Here is a 20191-nt window from a genome sequence, read left to right as displayed (position 1 = left end):
GAAGCTACCGTTCCAGCGGAAGCCCCCAGGCGAGCACCACCGGTATGTCCTGGCCCTCCCATGTGGCCGTCAGCGAGGGGTCCGGTGCCGTGCGTCCGTCCAGGTCCAGCAAGCGCACTACGGAGAACTCCCAGCCGCCCTCGGTCAGGACGGAGGTTGCCCAGCCCTCCGGATCGGAAGCAGGCGCATCAACCAGCCCGGCGCCGTCGGGCATCCCCGTGCTGCTGACCTGCACGGTTTCGGACAACAGCTCGCGTCCGCCGTCGCTTTCAAGGTACTGGGCGGCCTGCGGCTGCCGGGAAAGGAGTGCCGCTTCCAGGGCCCGGGCGTAGACCGGGTCGCCGAGCGCGTCGTAGACCCAGCGCCGCCCGAGCACCGAGTGCTCCATTTCGTTGATCAGGAATTCCTCCGCGCCGGCCAGCGGTGCGCCGCGGTAGGTCAGGGGCACCTGCAGCAGCAGTGAACCGGCTTCCACGATATGGGTTTCGATTCCCACCTCGCCCTCGGGGTCATCGAACCGGAAGGAAGCCACCTTCCGAGCCGTCACCGGTTCCGTTGAGGGAAACCACCAGGTGCCCGGCAACCAGCCGGAGATCAATTCCATTTTGCCCGGACGCAGCTCGGCGTCGTATATAAGTGCCATGGCCACAGCCTAGGCGACTTTCTCCGGAACCCGTGAGGAATTTCCCCCGCCGGTTCCCCGTTGGCCCAGAGGAAGGCGTGCGGAAGATTGCCCCGCAGCGCCGCATTTCGATCCATGAGGAGAACCATGCTCAGAACCACGCCCGCCCGCCCGGAAACTCCCCGCACCGCACTCGTTGCCGGCGCCACCGGAATCGCCGGAGCGGCCCTGGTGGACCTGCTCGCGAACGAGGGCTGGACCGTCCTGGCCTTGTCCCGGAAGGCCGGAAACCCCGACCCGGCGCGTCCCGGCGTCGTTCCGGTTGCAGCGGACCTCGGTTCCCCCGACAGCCTGGCAAAGGCGCTGGAAGGCGCCCGCCCCACGCATGTCTTCTTTACGTCCTGGTCCCGGCAGGAGACGGAGGCGGAGAACATTGCCGTCAATTCGGCCATGGTCCGGAACCTGCTCACCGCTCTGGCGGACGCTCCCCTGGAGCATGTGGCCCTGATGACCGGGCTCAAGCACTACATGGGGCCGTTCGAGGCGTACGGGGAGGGTCCCATGCCGGACACTCCCTTCTCCGAAGACGAGCCGCGCCTGCCGGTGGAGAACTTCTACTATGCGCAGGAAGACGAACTGATGGCAGCGGCCGAGCGGCAGGGCTTCGCCTGGTCGGTCCACCGTGCCCACACCGTGATCGGCTTCGCCGTCGGCAACGCCATGAACATGGGACAGACCCTTGCCGTGCAGGCGACACTCTGCCGCGAGCTGGGGATGCCGTTTATTTTCCCGGGTTCCGAAACCCAGTGGAATTCGGTCACCGACATGACCGACGCCGGCCTGCTTGCCGAGCACATGCTTTGGGCCGCTACGGATGGGCACACCGCCAATGAAGCCTTCAACGTGGTCAACGGCGACGTTTTCCGCTGGCGTTCCCTGTGGCCGCGCCTGGCCGCCGAGTTCGGGGTGGAACCCGTCGGATTTGAGTCGGAGCCGCGCCCGCTGGAGGAGCAAATGGCCGGTATGTCCGAAGCCTGGGCCAAGATTGCCGCCGAGCACGGCCTGGCCGAGCCTGACCTCCGACGCCTGGCCTCCTGGTGGCACACAGATGCCGACCTTGGCCGGAAGGTCGAGGTACTCACGGATATGAGCAAGAGCCGGGTCGCCGGTTTCACGGGCTACCGCCGCACGGAGGATGCCTTCAAGGCGCTCTTTGCGCGGCTTCGGGCCGAAAACCTGATTCCCTAACGGGCGGGAAGCAGGCGGATTACACAGGAAGGGCCGGCACCAGTGATGGTGCCGGCCCTTCCTGTGTCCGGATGGACTGTGCTGTCAGTTGAACCAGATGCCGATTTCGCGGGCCGCCGATTCAGTCGAATCGGAGCCGTGGACCAGGTTCTGCTGGACGGCGGAACCCCAGTCGCGGCCGAAGTCGCCGCGGATGGTGCCCGGTGCCGCCGTGGTGGGGTCGGTGGTGCCGGCCAGGGACCGGAAGCCTTCAATCACGCGCTGTCCTTCAAGGACCACCGCAACAATCGGCCCGCTGAGCATGAACTCGACCAGCGGCTCGTAGAACGGCTTGCCCTGGTGCTCGGCGTAGTGCTCTTCGAGGATGCCGCGGGTGGCTTCGGTCTTCTTCAGCTCGGCCACGGTGTAACCCTTGGCTTCGATCCGGGCCAGGATGGCTCCGGTGAGCCGGCGCTCGACGCCGTCGGGCTTGATCAGGACAAGTGTGCGCTCGGTGCTCACGGTGTATCTCCTTGGAACGATCGGATATCGGATCTAAGCCTAGTCGGTGCCGGCGGCGGTTTCGGGGCCGGCTGCCGCGTTGCCTTCCTCGGGATGGGCTTTCTCCCATTCGGCCTGCATCCGGTCCCGTTCGCGGTTTTCCCGGTCCAGGCGCATTCCGGCTTTGAGTCCATACCACCAGGTCATGGCGAAGAGCACGCCGACGAGGAACATCATGGGTTCCAGGAATCCGCTGGCAATGATCACCAGCTGCAGGATCCACCCGATCAGCGGACCCGACGGCTTGGAGAGCAGCGCACAGGTTCCGATCAGCGCCGCTGCCAGCAGCAGTCCGCCGCTGAGCAGCAGCGGCGGGGAGATGCTGTCCCGGTGCAGCCCGAAGACCGCCAGCGTCCCGAACAGCACCACGAATGCTTCCAGCGTCAGCACCGTCGACGCGAACATCACCTTGACGGAGCGGCGCTTCTTGGGCATTCCCGGACGCCATTCGCGCTGCGCTTTGGTCAGTTTAGCCATAGCTGCGAAGCCTACTTTCCGAGGAGGGTGCGCGCTTCGGCGACCAAGGTGATGGAACCGACCACGAGCACGCCGCCGGAGAGATCGTTGTTCTCCTCAGCCTTGGCTACGGCCCATTCGATGGCGTTGTCCAGGCCTGGCTCGACCTGGATGTCTTCGTCGGCGAACCCGGCGTCCACGGCATCCTGGACCAGTTCCTCGGCGGGAATGGCCCGCGGCGAGCCGGACTGGGTCAGGACAATGCCGCTGACCAGGTCGCCGAGCTGTTCGCGGAGTTCGCTCAGGATGCCGACGGCGTCCTTCTCCGCCAGGATGCCGACCACCAGGACAAGCGTGGTGAAGTTGAACGCCTCGCGCAGCGCCTCAGCGGTTGCCTTCGCGCCCGCCGGGTTGTGCGCGGCGTCGACAACGATGGTGGGTGCGGTCCGCACCACCTCAAGGCGGCCCGGCGAGGTGACGGTCAGGAACCCGGTACGCAGCAGTTCGACGTCGAGCTCCTTGGTCCCGCCGCCGATGAAGGCTTCCAGCGCCGCCACGGCTACTGCGGCATTTTCGGCCTGATGGGCGCCGTGCAGGGGAACCTGCAGGTCCTCATAGCGGCCGGCGAGGCCGTTGATGGTGACCATCTGTCCGCCCACTGCCATCACCCGGGATTCGACGCCGAACTCGACGCCTTCGAACCGGAATGGGACGCCTGCCTCGTGGGCCTTTTCCAGCAGCACCTGCGCTGCCTCCATGGGCTGGGCGGCGCTGATGAGGAACCCGTCCTCCTTGATGATGCCGGCCTTTTCCCGGGCAATGTCGGCGACGTCGTCGCCGAGCAGCTCGGTATGGTCCAGGGAAATGGGTGTGACTACGGAAACGGTGCCGTCGCCGACGTTGGTGGCATCGGTGATGCCGCCGAGGCCCACCTCGATGACCGCCACGTCCACCGGTTCGTCCGCGAACACCGCGAAGGCCAGGATGGTCACGGCTTCGAAGTACGTCAGCCGGGGCTCGCCCGCGGCCTCCAGCTCGGCGTCGACAATGTCCAGGTAGGGATGGATCTCGTCCCAGATCCGGACAAACGTTTCATCGCTGACAGGCTCGCCGTCAATGCTGATCCGCTCGGTGACGCTGGTCAGGTGCGGGCTGGTGTACCGGCCGGTCCGCAGCCCGTAGGCCCGCAGCCCGGCTTCGATCATGCGGGCGGTGGACGTCTTGCCGTTGGTACCGGTGATGTGGATGATCGGGAACGCCTTGTTCGGCTCCCCCAGTACCTCCATTGCCCGGAACAGCGGAGCCATGCGCGGCTCCATCTTGTTCTCCGGCGCGCGGCTAAGCAGCTCGGCGTAGACGCTCTCCACGGAGAACCCGTCAATGGAACCGGACGGGCGGTCTGCTGAACTCATTAGATCTTCTCCACTGTGACGGTGTATTTCTCGGCGTCGGTATCGGCGCCGTCGGTGACCAGGTCCCCGGTGATGACGAGGTCATCGGTGAGCGTTTCGGCCTTCACCAGGGCCACGTTGGCCTGGAGGGCGGCTGCCTCTTCCTCCCCCGTGCTGATGCGGGTGCGGATGCGGTCGCTGATATGCAGGTTCGCGTCGCGGCGGGCCTGCTGGACCGCCCGGATGGCGTCGCGGGCGGTGCCTTCGGCGGCCAGTTCCGGGGTGACCTCGGTGTTGAGCACCAGGAAGCCGCCGCCGGGCAGAACGGCAACCGCCTTGGCGGATTCCCCTTCATCCGATTCGACGACGGTTTCCAGGGTGTACTCCTGCGGCTCCAGGGCGAGGCCGCCGGCGGTGACCGTGCCGGCGTCGTCCACGGACCAGTCGCCGGACTTGGCAGCCTTGATGGCCGTCTGGACGTTCTTGCCCAGGCGGGGCCCGGCGGCGCGCGCATTGACCACGAGCTTCTGGCTGATGCCGAATTCTGCCGGGTCGGCGTCGGCGGCCTCCACCAGGCGGACGTTCTTCAGGTTCAGCTCATCCGCGATGATCGCGGCGAACTGGCCGGTCAGGGACTGCGCCTCCGGAGCGACGACGGTCATTTCGGACAGCGGCAGGCGCACGCGCAGGTTGGCACCCTTGCGGAGCGAGGAACCGACGGAGGCAATCCGGCGGGTCGCCTCCATGCGTTCCACCAGGGCCGGGTCGCTGGGGAAGAGGTCCGCGTCCGGCCAGTCGGTCAGGTGCACGGAGCGCCCGCCGGTCAGGCCGCGCCAGATTTCCTCGCCGATCAGCGGCAGCAGCGGAGCTGCCACCCGGCACACGGTCTCCAGGCAGGTGTAGAGCACGTCGAAGGCCTGCGTATCTTCTTCGAAGAAGCGTGTACGGCTGCGGCGGATGTACCAGTTGGTCAGCGTGTCCATGTAGGCGCGGAGGATCTCGCAGGCCACGGACACGTCATAGGTGTCCAGTGCCGTGCCCATGTCCCGCACGAGGTCGCCGGTGGCGGCGAGCAGGTAGCGGTCCAGCGGCTCGGTGGAGTCGTAGCAGGCCTTGGCCTCGTAGCCGTTGCCGTTGTTGGCGGCGTTGGTGTAGAGGCTGAAGAAGTGCCACACATTCCACAGCGGCAGGATGGCCTGGCGGACGCCGTCGCGGATCCCCTGCTCGGTGACGATCAGGTTGCCGCCGCGCAGGATCGGGGAGGCCATCAGGAACCAGCGCATCGCGTCGGAACCGTCACGGTCCAGCACCTCCGAGACATTCGGATAGTTCTGCAGCGACTTGGACATTTTCTGCCCGTCGGAGCCCAGGACAATGCCGTGGCTGATGACGTTGCGGAAGGCCGGCCGGTCAAACAGTGCCGTGGCCAGGACATGCAGGGTGTAGAACCAGCCGCGGGTCTGGCCGATGTACTCGACGATGAAGTCGCCGGGGTTGTGGTTCTCGAACCAGTCGGCGTTCTCGTGCGGGTAGTGCACCTGGGCGTACGGCATGGACCCGGAGTCGAACCACACGTCCAGGACATCCTCCACGCGGCGCATGGTGGATTGTCCTTCTTCAGGGGTGCGGGGGTCGTCCGGGTTGGGCCGGGTCAGCTCGTCGATGAACGGGCGGTGCAGGTCCGGCTGGCCTTCCTTGTTCAGCGGCAGCCGGCCGAAGTCGGCTTCCATTTCAGCCAGCGAACCGTACACGTCGGTACGGGGGTAGTTGGGATCGTCCGAAACCCAGACCGGGATGGGGCTGCCCCAGTAGCGGTTGCGGCTGATGGACCAGTCACGGGCGTTTTCCAGCCACTTGCCGAACTGGCCGTCCTTGACGTTCTCCGGGATCCAGTTGATCTGCTGGTTCAGCTCGACCATGCGGTCCTTGATCTTGGTGACCTCAACGAACCAGGAGGAGACCGCCTTGTAGATCAGCGGATTCCGGCAGCGCCAGCAGTGCGGGTAGCTGTGCTCGTAGCTGGCCTGGCGCAGCAGCCGCCCCTCCGCCTTCAGGACGCGGGTGATCGGCTTGTTGGCGTCGAAGACCTGCAGTCCGGCGATGTCGGCGAGCTCCCCGACGGCGAACATGGGCAGGAACTTGCCGCCCTCGTCCACGGAGAGGATCACGGGGATGCCGTATTCCTCGCAGACCTTCTGGTCGTCTTCACCGTAGGCGGGTGCCTGGTGGACGATGCCGGTGCCGTCGGTGGTGGTGACGTAATCCGCGGTGACGATCTGCCAGGCGTTGGCAGTGCCCCACTTTTCCGTGTCGGTGTAGTAGTTCCACAGCGGTGCGTAGCGCAGCCCGGCGAGGTCCTTGCCGAGGTGGACGGCGGTGACTGCCGCGCGGGCCGCCTCGGCGTCGTCGTACCCCAGGTCCTTCGCGTAGGAGCCCACGAGGTCCTCGGCCAGGAGGAAACGTCCCTCGCCCGCCTGGGTGCCCTTCGGACCCGCGGGCACGACGGCGTAGCGGACCTCGGGTCCGACGGCGAGGGCCATGTTGGTGGGCAGGGTCCAGGGGGTGGTGGTCCAGGCGATGGCCTGCACGCCTTCGAGCTCGGCGGAAAGCGCGTTGTCGCCGGCGGTGATGGGGAAGGTGACCGTGACCGTCTGGTCCTGGCGCATCTTGTAGACGTCGTCGTCCATGCGCAGCTCATGGTTGGACAGCGGCGTCTCGTCCTTCCAGCAGTACGGAAGCACCCGGAAACCGCTGTAGGTCAGGCCCTTTTCGTGCAGGGTCTTGAACGCCCAGATGACCGATTCCATGTACTCGACGTTGAGCGTCTTGTAATCGTTCTCGAAATCGACCCAGCGGGCCTGGCGGGTGACATAGTCCTGCCAGTCGCCGGCGTACTTCATGACCGAGGCGCGGCAGGCATCGTTGAACTTGTCGATGCCCATCTTCTCGATCTGGACCTTGTCGCTCATCCCGAGCTGCTTCATGGCCTCGAGTTCGGCGGGCAGGCCGTGGGTGTCCCACCCGAAGCGGCGTTCCACGCGGCGGCCGCGCTGGGTCTGGTAGCGGGCCACCAGGTCCTTCACGTAGCCGGTGAGCAGGTGGCCGTAGTGCGGCAGGCCGTTGGCGAAGGGCGGACCGTCGTAGAAGACGAACTCGTTCTCGCCGTCGTTTCCGGCCGCCCGGGCGTCGATCGAAGCCTGGAAGGTGCCGTCTTTGTCCCAGTACTTCAGAACGCGTTCTTCGAGTTCCGGAAACCGGGGAGAGGAGGGAACGGCAGCAGAAGCTGCGTCGCCGGTGCTGGCTTTGGGGTATACAGAGGGCATATTCGTCATCCTGATAGCGGCAAGTGAATCTGGCTGTGGAACAGGATGCGAGGGCGGCCTCTACCGGCCCCGAAAGGCCGGCGGTAACCGCGGTACCACCTCGCTTGCCGCCGTGCGTTCCCGCTGGTGCTGGGGTCGCGCGGCTGCCGCTCATTGACTGCTGTGACGGGCTTACCCGTCCGGTTCTACTGGGCTGCCCCTATTTAAGAGGTAGCTGTTCTTCCGGAAGCTCACCGGTGATGGCCGGGTCAGTGCTGTTCCGGTCAAGTTTAGGCCACGCCCGCGCCGGTTGTCGAAGCACCGTCCCCGGCGGGGCGCTCCGGGAGTACCTGCCGGCCTACAATCCGGTGCGTATGACCTTGTGCTGGGCAGCCTGCGCCAGCGGGCGCAGGACCACCTGGTCCAGGTTGACGTGGTGCGGCACGTTCAACGCGAACGCGATGACCTCGGCGATGTCTTCCGCCGTCAGCGGTTTTTCGACGCCGGCGTACACCTTGTCCGCAGCCTCCTTGTCCCCCACCCGGTTCAGGGAGAATTCCTCTGTCTTGACCATGCCCGGGGCAATCTCGATGACACGGACATTGTGTTCGGCTTCCTCCAGGCGCAGTGTCCGGGCCAGCATCTCTTCCCCGGACTTCGCTGCACTGTAGCCGGCACCGCCCTCGTAGGCGGTAAAGGCCGCCGTCGACGTGAGCAGCAGGACCGATCCCCGGCCGTTCGCCCGCAGTGCGGGCAGGAATGCCTGCGTTGTCCGCAGTGCCCCCAGCACATTGACGTCGTACATGCGCTGCCAGTCGCTGATGCTTCCGCTCGCGACCGGGTCGAGTCCGAAGGCACCGCCGGCGTTGTTGATCAAGGCGGCCACTCCCCCGCCCGCCAGGACCTGCTCGGCGAGCCGTGCCACCGAAGCGTCATCCGTGACATCCGCAGCGATGGCTTCAGCACCGGTTTCCCCTGCGAGCGCCTCCAGCTTCTCCCTGCGGCGGGCGACGGCGACGACGTCCCAGCCCGAGGCGCGCAGTGCACGTACTGCGGCAGCCCCGATCCCTGAACTTGCTCCGGTAACAACGGCCCGCTTCGGTGTGATCTCAGTCATGGCTCCACTTTAGCCAGCGTTTGGTTCCGTCCTGGTTTTGCGGCGCTTTCCTTCCCTCTGTGACGACGGCGGTCGCTGGGCATGTTCGCGCAGGTTCCACATGTCCCGCGTCTTTTTCACCAGATCCACAAATTCCTCCGGCCGGTGCAGGACAAGTTCCGCGGTGATCCGCAGCGTGATCCACCCGGCTGCTGCCGACGCGTTCCAGCGTCGCCGGTCCGCGCGGTAGTGCTCCCGGCTGCTGTGGAACGCGAACCCATCGATCTCGATGATCAGCCACCCGTCAACAAGCAGATCCACTCGTCCGAGACCAGGCAGGGCCACCTCTGTCTCAACCCGCAGTCCGGCGTTCAGCAAGTGGAACCGCGCGCAGACCTCCAGCGGTGATGCCGTGGTGCGCCGAACGGTCCCCAGCAGGGCCCGGACCTGCCAGTCCTGCTGACCGGAGAATTCCTTCTGCAGGCTCTGCAGTCCTACGGCTTTGGTTACGACTGCGGATTCCGCCATCACCAGTGCGTCCAGCGGGGGAAGGCAGCGGAAGGCGTCCTTCAGGATCTGCCGGGGCGGTGCTATCAGCCGGTGTGCCGACCGCTGTCCCCGGTGGACAACCGTGCCGGGTATTGACCGGGCCGCGTCGCACCGGACGTGTACGGTTTCGGGTGGGGTCAGCAACCACCAGCCAAGAATGTCGGCCGCCGAGGTGCATGTCAGCGAGGTCTGGCTGCGTGCGGCATGGACCAACCGGGCGTCTGCCTGAGGCAGCGCCAACGTTCCGCGGGCCACGCGCCGGACGATCCCGGTGCGCAAGGCCTGGTCGATCGTGCGCCGAGGGAACCCATTGGCGGTCAGCGTCCCGTAGCTGGCCACTCCGTAACGTGTGAGCAGGAATGCCTCCAGTTGCTGCATCCCCTCACAGTGGCGGGTCTCCGGCCGGTTGTTGCTCTTCCGTGCTGCGGGGTGGCTTGCATCAGGTCACCCGATGCGGTTCGGTCCTGTGTGGAGGGATGGAGGCCGTGCCTGCCCGCACGGGGTCCCACGGTTTGGGGCTCCTGGCATCCATTGAGGCCCCACCGGCACCAGCAGCACCACCCGGTGGGACGCTGTGCTCGCAGATGGACCCAACCCGCACAGGCGGGGGCCAAGCTGTAGGCTCTCGGTACGCCCCCCCCCCCAATGGCTGCCCCGACCCTCCGCGAACCGAACAGGACCTATCCATGCCTCATGTCGCCAGATTCCTCGCCGGAGTACTCCTCGCCAACGCAGTCCCGCACGGGGTCAGCGCCGTCCAGGGCCGAAGGTTCCCCACCCCGTTTGCCGATCCGCCCGGCGTCGGACTCTCGGGCCCCGTGGCCAACGCCGTCTGGAGCGCCCTGAACGCAGCGGGCGGCGTCGCCCTTCTGGGCCGGGCCCCGTCCGGTCCGCGTGAACGCATCTCGCTGCTCACCGGAGCAGTCGCCATGACCTTCTTCCTGGCCCATTACTTCGGGAAGTCACCGCAGGATGGGAAACAGGCGGCAACACCCGGGACAGTCCGGTAAACCCGGCAGTGCCTCAGACCATAGGCCTGCATGGAAGAATGGAAAGCATGGCTGAACATATCCCGGGCACAGACACGCCCGACAACGAACCCCAGACCGTTTCCGTCCCCGACAAGCCCGCCCTTGAGGGGCTTGAGTCCAAGCTGAGCGCCCGCTGGCGCGAGGAGGGAACGTACGCGTTCGAGCCGGACACGGTCCGCGACGAGGTCTACTCCATCGACACTCCCCCGCCCACGGCCTCCGGCTCGCTGCACGTGGGGCACATGTTCTCCTACACGCAGACCGACGTGATGGCCCGCTACAAGCGGATGACCGGCAAGAACGTCTTCTACCCGATGGGCTGGGACGACAACGGCCTGCCCACCGAGCGCCGCGTGCAGAATTACTACGGTGTGCGGTGCGATCCCACCAAGCCGTACGACGCCGACTACCGCCCGCCTGCCAAGGCCGCGAAGAACCAGCGTGATTTCGACGTCGTCTCCCGCCGCAATTTCATCGAGCTGTGCGAGGAGCTGGCGGTGGAGGACGAGAAGGTCTTCGAGGACCTCTTCTCCACCCTGGGCCTGTCCGTGGACTGGAACCGCACCTACCGCACCATCGACGACCACTCACGTGCCGTCAGCCAGCGCGCCTTCCTGGACAACCTGCGGGCCGGCGACGCCTACATGGCCGAAGCCCCCACGCTCTGGGACGTCACCTTCCGCACCGCCGTGGCCCAGGCAGAGCTTGAGGACCGCGAGCAGCCCGGCGCCTACCACCGGGTGAGCTTCCACGCCCCCGACGGCGAGAAGATCTACATCGAGACCACCCGACCGGAACTGCTGCCGGCCTGCGTTGCCCTCGTTGCGCATCCCGACGACGAGCGGTACCAGCGCCTCTTCGGCACCACGGTGAAGTCGCCGCTGTTCGACGTCGAGGTGGAAGTGAAGGCGCACCCGCTGGCCAAGCCCGACAAGGGCTCCGGCATCGCCATGATCTGCACCTTCGGCGACCTGACCGACGTGACCTGGTGGCGCGAGCTGAACCTGCCCACCCGTGCCGTGATCGGCCGCGACGGGCGCATCCTCGCGGATACCCCGGAGTGGATCGCCACCGAGACGGCCAAGGAAAACTACGCGGCCATCGCCACGAAGACCGTCTTCAGCGCCAAAGAGACCGTGGTGGAAATGCTCCGCGAAAGCGGCGACCTCGACGGCGAACCGAAGAAGATCACCCACCCGGTCAACTTCTTCGAAAAGGGCGACAAGCCCCTCGAAGTGGTCACCAGCCGCCAGTGGTACATCCGCAACGGCGGCCGCGACGAGGAACGCCGCGAACGCCTGATTGCCCGGGGCAAGGAAATCGACTTCCACCCGGCGTTTATGCGCTCCCGCTACGAGAACTGGATTGAGGGCCTCAACGGTGACTGGCTGGTCTCCCGCCAGCGCTTCTTCGGCGTGCCCGTTCCGGTCTGGTACCCCCTGGATGCCGCCGGCAACCCGGATTACGACCACCCGGTGCTGCCCGATTCGGCATCCCTCCCCGTGGACCCGGCCGCCGAACCGGCTCCGGGCTACGAAGAGTCTGCCCGCAACCAGCCGAACGGCTTCATCGGCGACGCGGATGTGCTCGACACCTGGGCCACCTCCTCGCTGACCCCGCAGATTGTGGGCGGCTGGAGCGTGGACGAGGACCTCTTCGCAAAGGTCTTCCCGTTCGACCTGCGGCCGCAGGGCCACGACATCATCCGGACCTGGCTGTTCTCGTCAGTGGTCCGTGCCGATGCGTTGAACGCCGCTGCGCCGTGGAAGCACGCCGCGATTTCGGGCTGGATCCTGGATCCGGACCGGAAGAAGATGTCCAAGTCCAAGGGCAACGTGGTGGTCCCCACCGATGTGCTGAACGAGTTTGGTTCCGACGCCGTGCGCTACTGGGCCGCTTCGGCGAAGCTCGGTGCGGATACGGCCTACGAAATTGCGCAGATGAAGATCGGCCGCCGGCTGGCCATCAAGCTGCTCAATGCGTCAAAGTTCGTCCTGAACCTGGGCGCTACGGAGAAGAACGTGGCCCTGGCGGACACCTCGGTGATCACCAACGCGCTGGACCTGGCACTGCTGGCCCAGCTGACCGACGTCGTCAACGCCGCCACGAGTGCTTTCGAACGCTACGACTACGCCAAGGCACTGCAGCTGACCGAGTCCTTCTTCTGGTCCTTCACGGATGACTATGTGGAGCTGATCAAGGACCGTGCCTACGGGGCTGCCGGGGACGCGGAGCAGGCTTCGGTGCTCGCTACGCTGGCGACCACGCTGGATGCGCTGCTGCGCCTGTTCGCACCGTTCCTGCCGTTCGCAACGGAAGAGGTCTGGGGCTGGTGGCGCGCCGGATCGGTGCACCGCGCGCCGTGGCCGAACGTGGACGGTCTCGCCGCCGCAGTGGTGGATGCCGACGCCGGCATCCTCGGCACGGTTGCCGCCGCCCTGGGCGGTATCCGCAAGGCGAAGTCCGAGGCCAAGGTGAAGCAGCGGACCGAGGTCCTCAAGGCCACGGTCACCGCGCCTGAGGGTGCCGTCGCCCGGCTCCGCGCCGGGCAGGCGGATCTGAAGGCCGCCGGTAACGTCCGCGAACTCAACCTGGCCGTCGGCGAGGGCGAGCTGAGCGTTTCCGACGTCGAGCTGGCACCGCCGGCAGAGTAACCGCAGCAGGACAGCAGAACGCCCGGCCGGGTTATCCGGCCGGGCGTTCTGCTTTATGGAAGCAAAGCAATCAGTCGAACTGCGGGCTCTCGGTGCGGCTGCGCTTGAGTTCGAAGAACGCCGGGTTGGAGGCCAGCATAACGGCGCCGTCGAACATCGCGCCGGCCTCTTCCCCGCGCGGAATGCGGGTCAGGACCGGGCCGAAGAAGGCGGTGCCGTTGAAGGCCACGATGGGGGTGCCGACGTCGTCGCCCACCTTTGCGATGCCTTCCTTGTGTGAGGCGCGCAGCTGGGAATCATACTCGTCCGTTTCGGCGTACTGCGCGAGCTCGGCGGGCAGGCCGACCTCGGCCAGGGCCTCACGGATCACCGTGGGGAAGTCGGAGTTGCCGCCGATATGGATTCGGGTTCCCATGGCGTCGTACAGCTTCTTGATGTACTCGCTGCCGTGCAGTTCCTGCGCTGCGATGATCACGCGCACAGGACCCCAGGCCGCATCCATCCGCTTCCGGTAGTCCTCCGGAAGGTGGTCGCGGCCCTCGTTCAGCACGGACAGGCTCATGACGTGCCAGTTGGTGCGGACGTCGCGGACCTTTTCCACCTCATCCATCCAGCGGGAGGTGACCCAGGCGAACGGGCACATCGGGTCAAACCAGAAATCAGCAGTCGATGCGGAACTGGCAGGCGACGCAGAACCATTTACGGTCATGGAAACTCCTTCGAAGCGGTCGATGGCGCATTCAGCGCCGAACGTACTACTCCTCCCAACCCCGTACTACGCGGATTTGTTCCGGCGCTTGGTGGCGACTGCGTGGGAAATGAGGGTCGGTTCGGCCTTCTTCTCCACGGTATCCGCGGTAATGACCACCGTGGCGACGTCCTCCTGGCTGGGCAGGTCGAACATTACCGGCAGCAGCACTTCTTCGAGGATGGCACGCAGGCCGCGGGCTCCGGTGCCGCGGTCCAGCGCCTGGTCCGCGATCGCGTCCAGGGCGCCCTGCTCGAAGGTGAGTTCGACGCCGTCGAGCTGGAACATCTTCTGGTACTGCTTCACCAGGGCGTTCTTCGGCTCGGTCAGGATACGGATCAGGGCCGTGCGGTCCAGATTGGACACGGTGGTGATGACGGGCAACCGGCCGATGAATTCGGGAATCAGGCCGAATTTGAGCAGGTCCTCGGGCATGACCTCGGCGTACGAGTCCGTGCCCTTGGTGGTTTCGATCAGCGGCGCGCCGAACCCGATGCCCTTGCGGCCGGAGCGCGAACCGATGATTTCTTCCAGTCCGGCAAAGGCGCCGGCCACGATGAAGAGGACGTTGGTGGTGTCGATCTGGATGAATTCCTGGTGCGGATGCTTGCGTCCGCCCTGCGGCGGCACGGAGGCGACCGTTCCTTCGAGGATCTTCAGGAGCGCCTGCTGTACGCCTTCACCGGAGACGTCCCGGGTGATCGAGGGGTTCTCGCTCTTGCGGGAAATCTTGTCGATCTCGTCGATGTAGATGATGCCCTGCTCGGCCTTCTTGACGTCGTAGTCCGCCGCCTGGATGAGCTTGAGCAGGATGTTTTCCACGTCTTCGCCGACATACCCGGCTTCGGTGAGCGCGGTGGCGTCGGCGACGGCGAAGGGGACGTTGAGCCGGCGGGCCAGGGTCTGCGCCAGATAGGTCTTGCCGCAGCCGGTGGGACCGATCAGGAGGATATTGGACTTGCCGATTTCGACGTCGTCGGCCGCTACCGCGTCCGCAAGGTTGCCGGCGTTGCGCGGAGCGTGGCCGGCCTGGATCCGCTTGTAATGGTTGTAGACCGCAACGGCCAGCGACCGCTTGGCAGGTTCCTGGCCAATGACGTATTCCTGCAGCGAGTCGAAAATTTCCCGCGGCTTGGGCAGCTCGAAGGTACCCAGGTCAGCAACCTCTGAGAGTTCTTCCTCGATGATCTCGTTGCAGAGGTCGATGCACTCATCGCAGATATACACGCCGGGGCCGGCAATGAGTTTGCGTACCTGCTTCTGGCTCTTTCCGCAGAAAGAGCACTTGAGCAGATCCGTGCTCTCACCAATGCGAGCCATAGTTCAGTCCCCTTAGATGGTCCATCAAAAACGGTTCCGCAGCATGGGCTGAGCCAACCATGATCCACTCTAGGACACTTGGAGGAGCTATTCAGCAACCAAACGGCCCGTGGTGCGATATTACGCGCCACGGGCCGGCTGGACATGCCGTTATTTCGGCGAAGCAGGTTACATCTTGTTAATGGCCGGCGTCTTGAGCTTGCGGGAATCAAGCACCTGGTCGATCAGCCCGTATTCCAGGGCCGAGTCGGCGGTCAGGATCTTGTCACGCTCGATGTCCGTATTGACCTGCTCGGAGGTGCGGTTGGAGTGCAGCGCCAAGGTGTCCTCCAGCCAGGTGCGCATCCGCATGACCTCGGCGGCCTGGATTTCCAGGTCGGAGGCCTGGCCGCCCTGGCCGCCGGACAGCGACGGCTGGTGGATGAGCACGCGGGCGTTCGGCAGTGCCAGGCGCTTGCCCGGGGTCCCTGCGGCCAGCAGCACGGCGGCGGCGCTGGCAGCCTGACCGAGGCAGACGGTCTGGATCTCCGGACGGATGTACTGCATGGTGTCGTAAATGGCCGTCATGGCCGTGAACGAGCCGCCCGGGGAGTTGATGTACAGGGTGATGTCGCGGTCCGGATCCGTGGACTCAAGCACCAGCAGCTGCGCCATGACGTCGTCGGCGGACGCGTCATCAACCTGGACGCCCAGGAAGATGATGCGGTCTTCGAACAGCTTGGTGTACGGATCCTGGCGCTTGAAGCCGTAGGGCGTGCGCTCTTCGAACTGCGGCAGGACGTAGCGGCTGGTGGGCATCTGCGGGGCGACGGCGGAGCCGGCGGTGCCGAAATTATGGTTCATGAATTACTCCTGAAGTCTGCAAATGGAGGGGTGGCTGGCCGGGGACCCTAGTCCTCGTCCTTGCCCTCTGCCTGGTCCTGGTTGGTTCCGCCGCCGCCGGTCACTCCGCCTGCGTGCGCGGAGATCTTGTCGAAGAAGCCGTATTCGAGGGCTTCCTGCGCGGTGAACCACTTGTCGCGGTCATTGTCCTTGAGGATGGTTTCGACGGTCTGGCCGGTCTGCTCGGCAGTCAGCTCAGCCATCACACGCTTCATGTTCAGGATCAGCTCGGCCTGGATCTTGATGTCCGAAGCCGTGCCGCCGATTCCGCCGGAGGGCTGGTGCATCAGGATGCGGGCGTGCGGCGTTGCGTAGCGCTTGCCCTTGGTGCCGGAGGAGAGCAGGAACTGGCCCATGGAGGCGGCCAGGCCGGTGGCGACGGTGACGACGTCGTTCGGGATGAACTGCATGGTGTCGTAGATCGCCATGCCTGCGGTCACGGAGCCGCCGGGAGAGTTGATGTAAAGGTAGATGTCCTTTTCGGGATCTTCCGCGGAAAGCAGCAGAAGCTGGGAGCAGATCGCGTTGGCATTCTCGTCCCGGACTTCCGAGCCCAACCAGATGATCCGCTCCTTGAGCAGGCGGTTGTAGATGTAGTCGTCCCGGCCGGCCGGGTCCACCGTAGCCATGGTGGGTGTGTTCGGTGCAGTTGCCATACTGAGTGACCTCTCGCTCTGGCAGGAACGGGTGCTGGCCGTGCCAGCGGCTCCTGCCGTTTGTCTCTTCTAGGACACTAGCCTGTCGCGGCGGCGATCTGCTTCTGTTTGGCCGGCTGTTCGCTGACGGCGCACGATGCGCGTCACATCGGTCTGTGGCGCGGGCCGCCCGCCAAAGGAACGCTTAAACCACTGTGCCGCCGGCCCTTTCGGACCGGCGGCACAACAGGCGGTTAAGGAAACCGGGACAGGCTAGGCCTTGTCTTCGTTCTGCTGCTCTTCTGCTTCTGCTTCTGCTGCCTCGACCTCTTCGCCGGCGGGCCGGACGAATTCGGTGAGGTCGATCTCGGCACCGGTGGTGTCGGTGACCTTGGCCAGCTCGAGGACCTTGGCCAGTGCCTTGCGGCGGCGGACTTCGCCGACCATCATCGGAACCTGGCCGCTCTGGTCGATCAGCTGGGCGAACTGGTTCGGATCCATGCCGTACTGCGAAGCGGAGGAAACGATGTAGTCGATCAGCTCGTTCTGGTTGACCCCTACTTCTTCCTTCTCGGCTACGGCGTCAAGGATGATCTCGTTCTTGAACGCCTGCTCGGTGTTGGACCGAACCTCGGCGCGGTGCTCTTCGGTGTCGTGGTCCGGACCGGAGGTCTGGGCGCTCTCGGAGTTGAAGTGCTGTTCGATCTGCTCTTCGATGACGGATTCCGGAACCGGAACCTCAACGAGCTCGAGCAGCTTCTCCAGGACCTTGTCGCGGGCTTCGACGCCCTGCTCCATCAGCTTGGACTCGGCGGCACGCTTGGTGAGGTCTTCGCGGAGCTCGGCGATGGTGTCGAACTCGCTTGCCAGCTGGGCGAAGTCGTCGTTGGCCTCGGGGAGCTCGCGCTCCTTGACTGCCTTGACGGTAACGGTGACCACGGCGTCGGAACCGGCGTGCTCACCGCCGGCCAGCTTGGTGTTGAAGGTGGCGGATTCGCCGCTGCTCAGGCCGGTAACGGCCTCGTCCATACCTTCAAGCATGGTGCCGGCGCCTACCTGGTAGGACAGGTCAGCAGCGGAATCCACCTCTTCACCGTCTACCGTGGCGACCAGGTCCATGGTCAGGAAGTCATCGGCGGCGGCGGGGCGGTCCACGGACTTCAGCGTGCCGAAGCGGCTGCGCAGCTCGTCCAGGGCCTTGTCGACGTCGGCGTCGGAAGCCTCGGCGGGCTCGACGGTGACCTCGAGGCCGGCGTAGTCCGGGAGCTCGATTTCGGGGCGGATGTCCAGCTCGACGGTGAAGACCAGCTGGCCTTCGTCGGTGGTCGGGTCCGGCACTTCGGTGATCTCAACTTCGGGCCGGCTCAGGGGGCTGATTCCGGTTTCCTGGACGGCTTCGGCGTAGAAGCCATTGAGTCCGTCGTTGATCGCCGTCTCGAGGACGTAGCCGCGGCCAACGCGCTGATCGATGAGGCGGTTGGGAACCTTGCCCTTGCGGAAGCCCGGGACCTGCACCTGAGTGGCGATGGTCTTGTAGGCCTCTTCGATGCTCGGCTTCAGTTCCTCGAACGGAACTTCGACGTTGAGCTTTACCCGCGTGGGTGTGAGGTTTTCTACGGCGCTCTTCACAGCGTAAGTTCTCCTGAGGGTTCTGGGATTGGTCTGCACCATGGTTATACAGAGTCGGGGTGACAGGATTTGAACCTGCGACTTCCTGCTCCCAAAGCAGGCGCTCTTCCAAGCTGAGCTACACCCCGTCAGTGCACCTGACAGCCTACCTGCCCTGAAGCTGGTATGACGAATTTTCCCGGCACCACGATCGATTCCGCACCCGGTTGGGAGCCGGATACCGGCCGATTACTCACGGCCGGTTTTCGCGTGCTAAGGTAAAACCTGCCTTACGGCGCCGGGGATGTAGCTCAATGGTAGAGCCTCAGTCTTCCAAACTGATTACGCGGGTTCGATTCCCGTCATCCCCTCCACCTTAGAAGGGCCTTCCGCCGCGCGGAAGGCCCTTCTTGCTTTTAGGCCCGTGCAGGCCAGGCGGCCAGGCCGCTGCCCGCGCCCGCGCCCAGTCGGCCTGGCAGGATCAGTCGGCCTGGCAGGACGGGCACCAGTACAGTTTGCGGGCGCCCATCTCGGTTCCCGCCACCGGGGTTCCGCAGCGCCGGCACGGCAGTCCGGTCCGCTTATAGACATAGTGGGCCTCGGACACGGGGACCGGCTCGCCGGTGTCGTCCCGGTCCTGCCGCTCCGTAGTGATGATCCGGCCCTGCCGCACTCCGTCGTTCATCAGGCGCACGACGTCGTCCCACAGGGCCCCCGCCTCGCCCTCGCCCACGCTGCGGCCCAGCCGCCAGGGTGAAATCCGGGCCCGGAACAGCACTTCGGCGCGGTAGACGTTGCCCACCCCCGCCAGCACCTCCTGGTTCATCAGCAGGAGGCCGACAGGCGAGCCCTTGCTGCGCAGCCGGCGCGTGAATTCCGCAGCACGCCCGGCACCTGCGGCGCCGTCATCCCCGGCGCCGCCGTCCCCGCCCGCCAGCGGGTCCGGCCCCAGCCTGGCCAGCACCTTTCGGCGTTCGGCTTCGGTCACCACCTCACAGGCGGTGGGGCCGCGCAGGTCCGCCCAGCCGTGCTTGGAAACCAGCCGGACCCGCACCGCCCCCTTGGGTTCGGGCGGCCCGGAGTAGCCCGCGCCGTCGTCGCCTGCCGCCTCCTGCTCCCCCAGCCGCCGGGGCGCTCCGATACTGGAGGATCCGATGAACGTTTCGTCCCCGCCGAAATCGAAGGCGCCGTAGAGGCCAAGGTGGATGCGCAGGTAGAGATCATGGTCGAAACGCAGGAACAGCTGCTTGCCGTGGGCTTCCGCCGCCTCGAGCACATGTCCGTCCAGCCGGGCGGCACCGGCAGCAAACCGGCCCTGCGGGCTGCTTACGGTGAGCCTTTCGCCACCGAACACCGAGGAGAACTGCCGGGCCAGGCGGTGGATGGAATGCCCTTCGGGCATTAGAGCGTGGAGCCGGTGGTTTCGTACCGTGCAATCTGTCCGATCCGGCGGACATGGCGTTCGGCGTCGCTGAAGGGCTCGGCGAGGAAGGCTTCGATGATTCCGGTGGCCTCCTCTACGCTGTGCTGGCGCCCGCCCACGGCGACGATATTGGCATCATTGTGCTGGCGTGCGAGCTTTGCGGTCTCCAGGTTCCAGGCCAGTGCGGCCCGGACTCCCCGAACCTTGTTGGCGGCGATCTGTTCGCCGTTGCCTGAGCCGCCCAGCACGATTCCCAGGGCATCCGTGCCCGCTTCCTGATCCCGGACAACGGCCTCGGCCGCATCGATGCAGAACGCGGGGTAGTCGTCCTCGGCATCGTATTCCCGGGGGCCGTGGTCGACGACGTCGTACCCCTTGCCCGTCAGATGGGCAATGAGGTGGGAGCTCAGTTCCATGCCTGCGTGGTCGGTTGCAATATGGACGCGCATTTGGGGTAAGTCCGTTTCTTGAGGATGGGGAAAAGACGCTTCCAGCCTAGCTTCCGCTGCAGCCGCGTCTCCAAATTCCCCCGCCTCGACCGGAAACCGCCCTTACATGGCGTTGCTGCGTGCCGATAGAGCAGGTAGGACTATACTCCGATCCCTCCGGATTGGAGCGGTCTACCCGCGTCCGACGCTGGCGTCGCGGATACAGCACCGTTGCGCCCACCAGGAATCGCCCTACAA

Annotated in this window: 17 protein-coding genes and 2 tRNA genes; 4 read left to right on the top strand and 15 right to left on the bottom strand. The window is 65.6% G+C overall.

Annotated features, from left to right (window positions below; all coding sequences use genetic code 11):
• Positions 1–4: 4 nt before the first annotated feature.
• On the bottom strand, positions 5–643 hold the full coding sequence (locus NNX35_RS07355; RefSeq protein ID WP_255766443.1) for a hypothetical protein: 639 nt from the start codon (positions 641–643) through the stop codon (positions 5–7).
• A gap of 126 nt (positions 644–769) precedes the next feature.
• Here NNX35_RS07355 and NNX35_RS07350 point away from each other — a divergent pair, with 126 nt between their 5' ends.
• Complete coding sequence (locus tag NNX35_RS07350; RefSeq protein WP_255867394.1) at positions 770–1870, top strand: SDR family oxidoreductase; 1101 nt, start codon at positions 770–772, stop codon at positions 1868–1870.
• An 84-nt stretch (positions 1871–1954) separates the two neighbouring features.
• Here NNX35_RS07350 and ndk read toward each other — a convergent pair whose 3' ends face one another.
• The 6 genes from ndk to NNX35_RS07320 all read right to left on the bottom strand — a co-directional run bounded on the left by ndk (position 1955) and on the right by NNX35_RS07320 (position 9582).
• A complete protein-coding gene (ndk, locus tag NNX35_RS07345; protein ID WP_255867393.1) occupies positions 1955–2371 on the bottom strand; it encodes a nucleoside-diphosphate kinase in 417 nt (138 codons plus the stop codon).
• 39 nt (positions 2372–2410) lie between these two features.
• On the bottom strand, positions 2411–2887 hold the full coding sequence (locus tag NNX35_RS07340; protein ID WP_255867392.1) for a DUF4233 domain-containing protein: 477 nt from the start codon (positions 2885–2887) through the stop codon (positions 2411–2413).
• 11 nt (positions 2888–2898) lie between these two features.
• Complete coding sequence (locus NNX35_RS07335) at positions 2899–4278, bottom strand: folylpolyglutamate synthase/dihydrofolate synthase family protein (protein WP_255867391.1); 1380 nt, start codon at positions 4276–4278, stop codon at positions 2899–2901.
• The gene (gene ileS, locus NNX35_RS07330; protein ID WP_255867390.1) at positions 4278–7589 is read right to left on the bottom strand and encodes an isoleucine--tRNA ligase; all 3312 of its coding nucleotides are present in this window, start codon (positions 7587–7589) and stop codon (positions 4278–4280) included. The genes NNX35_RS07335 and ileS overlap by 1 nt, the downstream gene beginning before the upstream one ends.
• Before the next feature lie 328 nt (positions 7590–7917).
• Positions 7918–8676 (bottom strand): SDR family oxidoreductase, encoded by a 759-nt coding sequence (locus NNX35_RS07325; RefSeq protein ID WP_255867389.1) that lies wholly within the window; start codon positions 8674–8676, stop codon positions 7918–7920.
• A 9-nt stretch (positions 8677–8685) separates the two neighbouring features.
• Entirely contained in the window at positions 8686–9582 is an 897-nt protein-coding gene (locus tag NNX35_RS07320; protein WP_255867388.1) for a hypothetical protein, read from the bottom strand.
• Between the two features lie 308 nt (positions 9583–9890).
• Here NNX35_RS07320 and NNX35_RS07315 point away from each other — a divergent pair, with 308 nt between their 5' ends.
• Complete coding sequence (locus NNX35_RS07315; protein WP_255867387.1) at positions 9891–10214, top strand: hypothetical protein; 324 nt, start codon at positions 9891–9893, stop codon at positions 10212–10214.
• A 47-nt stretch (positions 10215–10261) separates the two neighbouring features.
• On the top strand, positions 10262–12889 hold the full coding sequence (valS, locus tag NNX35_RS07310; protein ID WP_255766451.1) for a valine--tRNA ligase: 2628 nt from the start codon (positions 10262–10264) through the stop codon (positions 12887–12889).
• Between the two features lie 70 nt (positions 12890–12959).
• On the opposite strand, the gene NNX35_RS07305 is transcribed toward valS, so the two are convergent.
• From NNX35_RS07305 to NNX35_RS07280, 6 genes are all read right to left on the bottom strand, one after another.
• On the bottom strand, positions 12960–13598 hold the full coding sequence (locus NNX35_RS07305; RefSeq protein WP_255766453.1) for a DsbA family protein: 639 nt from the start codon (positions 13596–13598) through the stop codon (positions 12960–12962).
• Between the two features lie 66 nt (positions 13599–13664).
• Positions 13665–14957, bottom strand: coding sequence for an ATP-dependent Clp protease ATP-binding subunit ClpX (gene clpX / locus NNX35_RS07300; protein WP_255766454.1), 1293 nt, complete (start codon positions 14955–14957; stop codon positions 13665–13667).
• A 168-nt stretch (positions 14958–15125) separates the two neighbouring features.
• Positions 15126–15800, bottom strand: a complete 675-nt coding sequence (locus tag NNX35_RS07295; protein WP_227921049.1) for an ATP-dependent Clp protease proteolytic subunit — start codon at positions 15798–15800, stop codon at positions 15126–15128.
• 47 nt (positions 15801–15847) lie between these two features.
• The gene (locus NNX35_RS07290; protein WP_227922731.1) at positions 15848–16468 is read right to left on the bottom strand and encodes an ATP-dependent Clp protease proteolytic subunit; all 621 of its coding nucleotides are present in this window, start codon (positions 16466–16468) and stop codon (positions 15848–15850) included.
• A gap of 279 nt (positions 16469–16747) precedes the next feature.
• Positions 16748–18103: a trigger factor gene (gene tig, locus NNX35_RS07285; RefSeq protein WP_255867386.1), complete on the bottom strand. Its 1356-nt coding sequence runs from the start codon at positions 18101–18103 to the stop codon at positions 16748–16750.
• A gap of 54 nt (positions 18104–18157) precedes the next feature.
• A tRNA-Pro gene (locus tag NNX35_RS07280) sits at positions 18158–18231 on the bottom strand.
• A gap of 151 nt (positions 18232–18382) precedes the next feature.
• Here NNX35_RS07280 and NNX35_RS07275 point away from each other — a divergent pair.
• Positions 18383–18456, top strand: a tRNA-Gly gene (locus NNX35_RS07275).
• Between the two features lie 107 nt (positions 18457–18563).
• On the opposite strand, the gene NNX35_RS07270 is transcribed toward NNX35_RS07275, so the two are convergent.
• Both NNX35_RS07270 and NNX35_RS07265 read right to left on the bottom strand, forming a co-directional pair.
• Entirely contained in the window at positions 18564–19484 is a 921-nt protein-coding gene (locus tag NNX35_RS07270) for an Fpg/Nei family DNA glycosylase (RefSeq protein WP_255867385.1), read from the bottom strand.
• Positions 19484–19954 carry a ribose-5-phosphate isomerase gene (locus NNX35_RS07265; RefSeq protein ID WP_227921043.1) on the bottom strand — a complete coding sequence of 157 codons (471 nt, stop codon included), beginning with the start codon at positions 19952–19954 and terminating at the stop codon, positions 19484–19486. Before NNX35_RS07265 ends, NNX35_RS07270 begins: the two co-directional genes overlap by 1 nt.
• Positions 19955–20191: the final 237 nt, after the last annotated feature.

The organism is Arthrobacter sp. zg-Y844 (assembly GCF_024385465.1).
Taxonomy (GTDB): Bacteria; Actinomycetota; Actinomycetes; order Actinomycetales; family Micrococcaceae; genus Arthrobacter_B.
The sequence above is the reverse complement of the archived record's forward strand: the minus strand, read 5'-3'. Positions and strand labels throughout refer to the sequence as shown.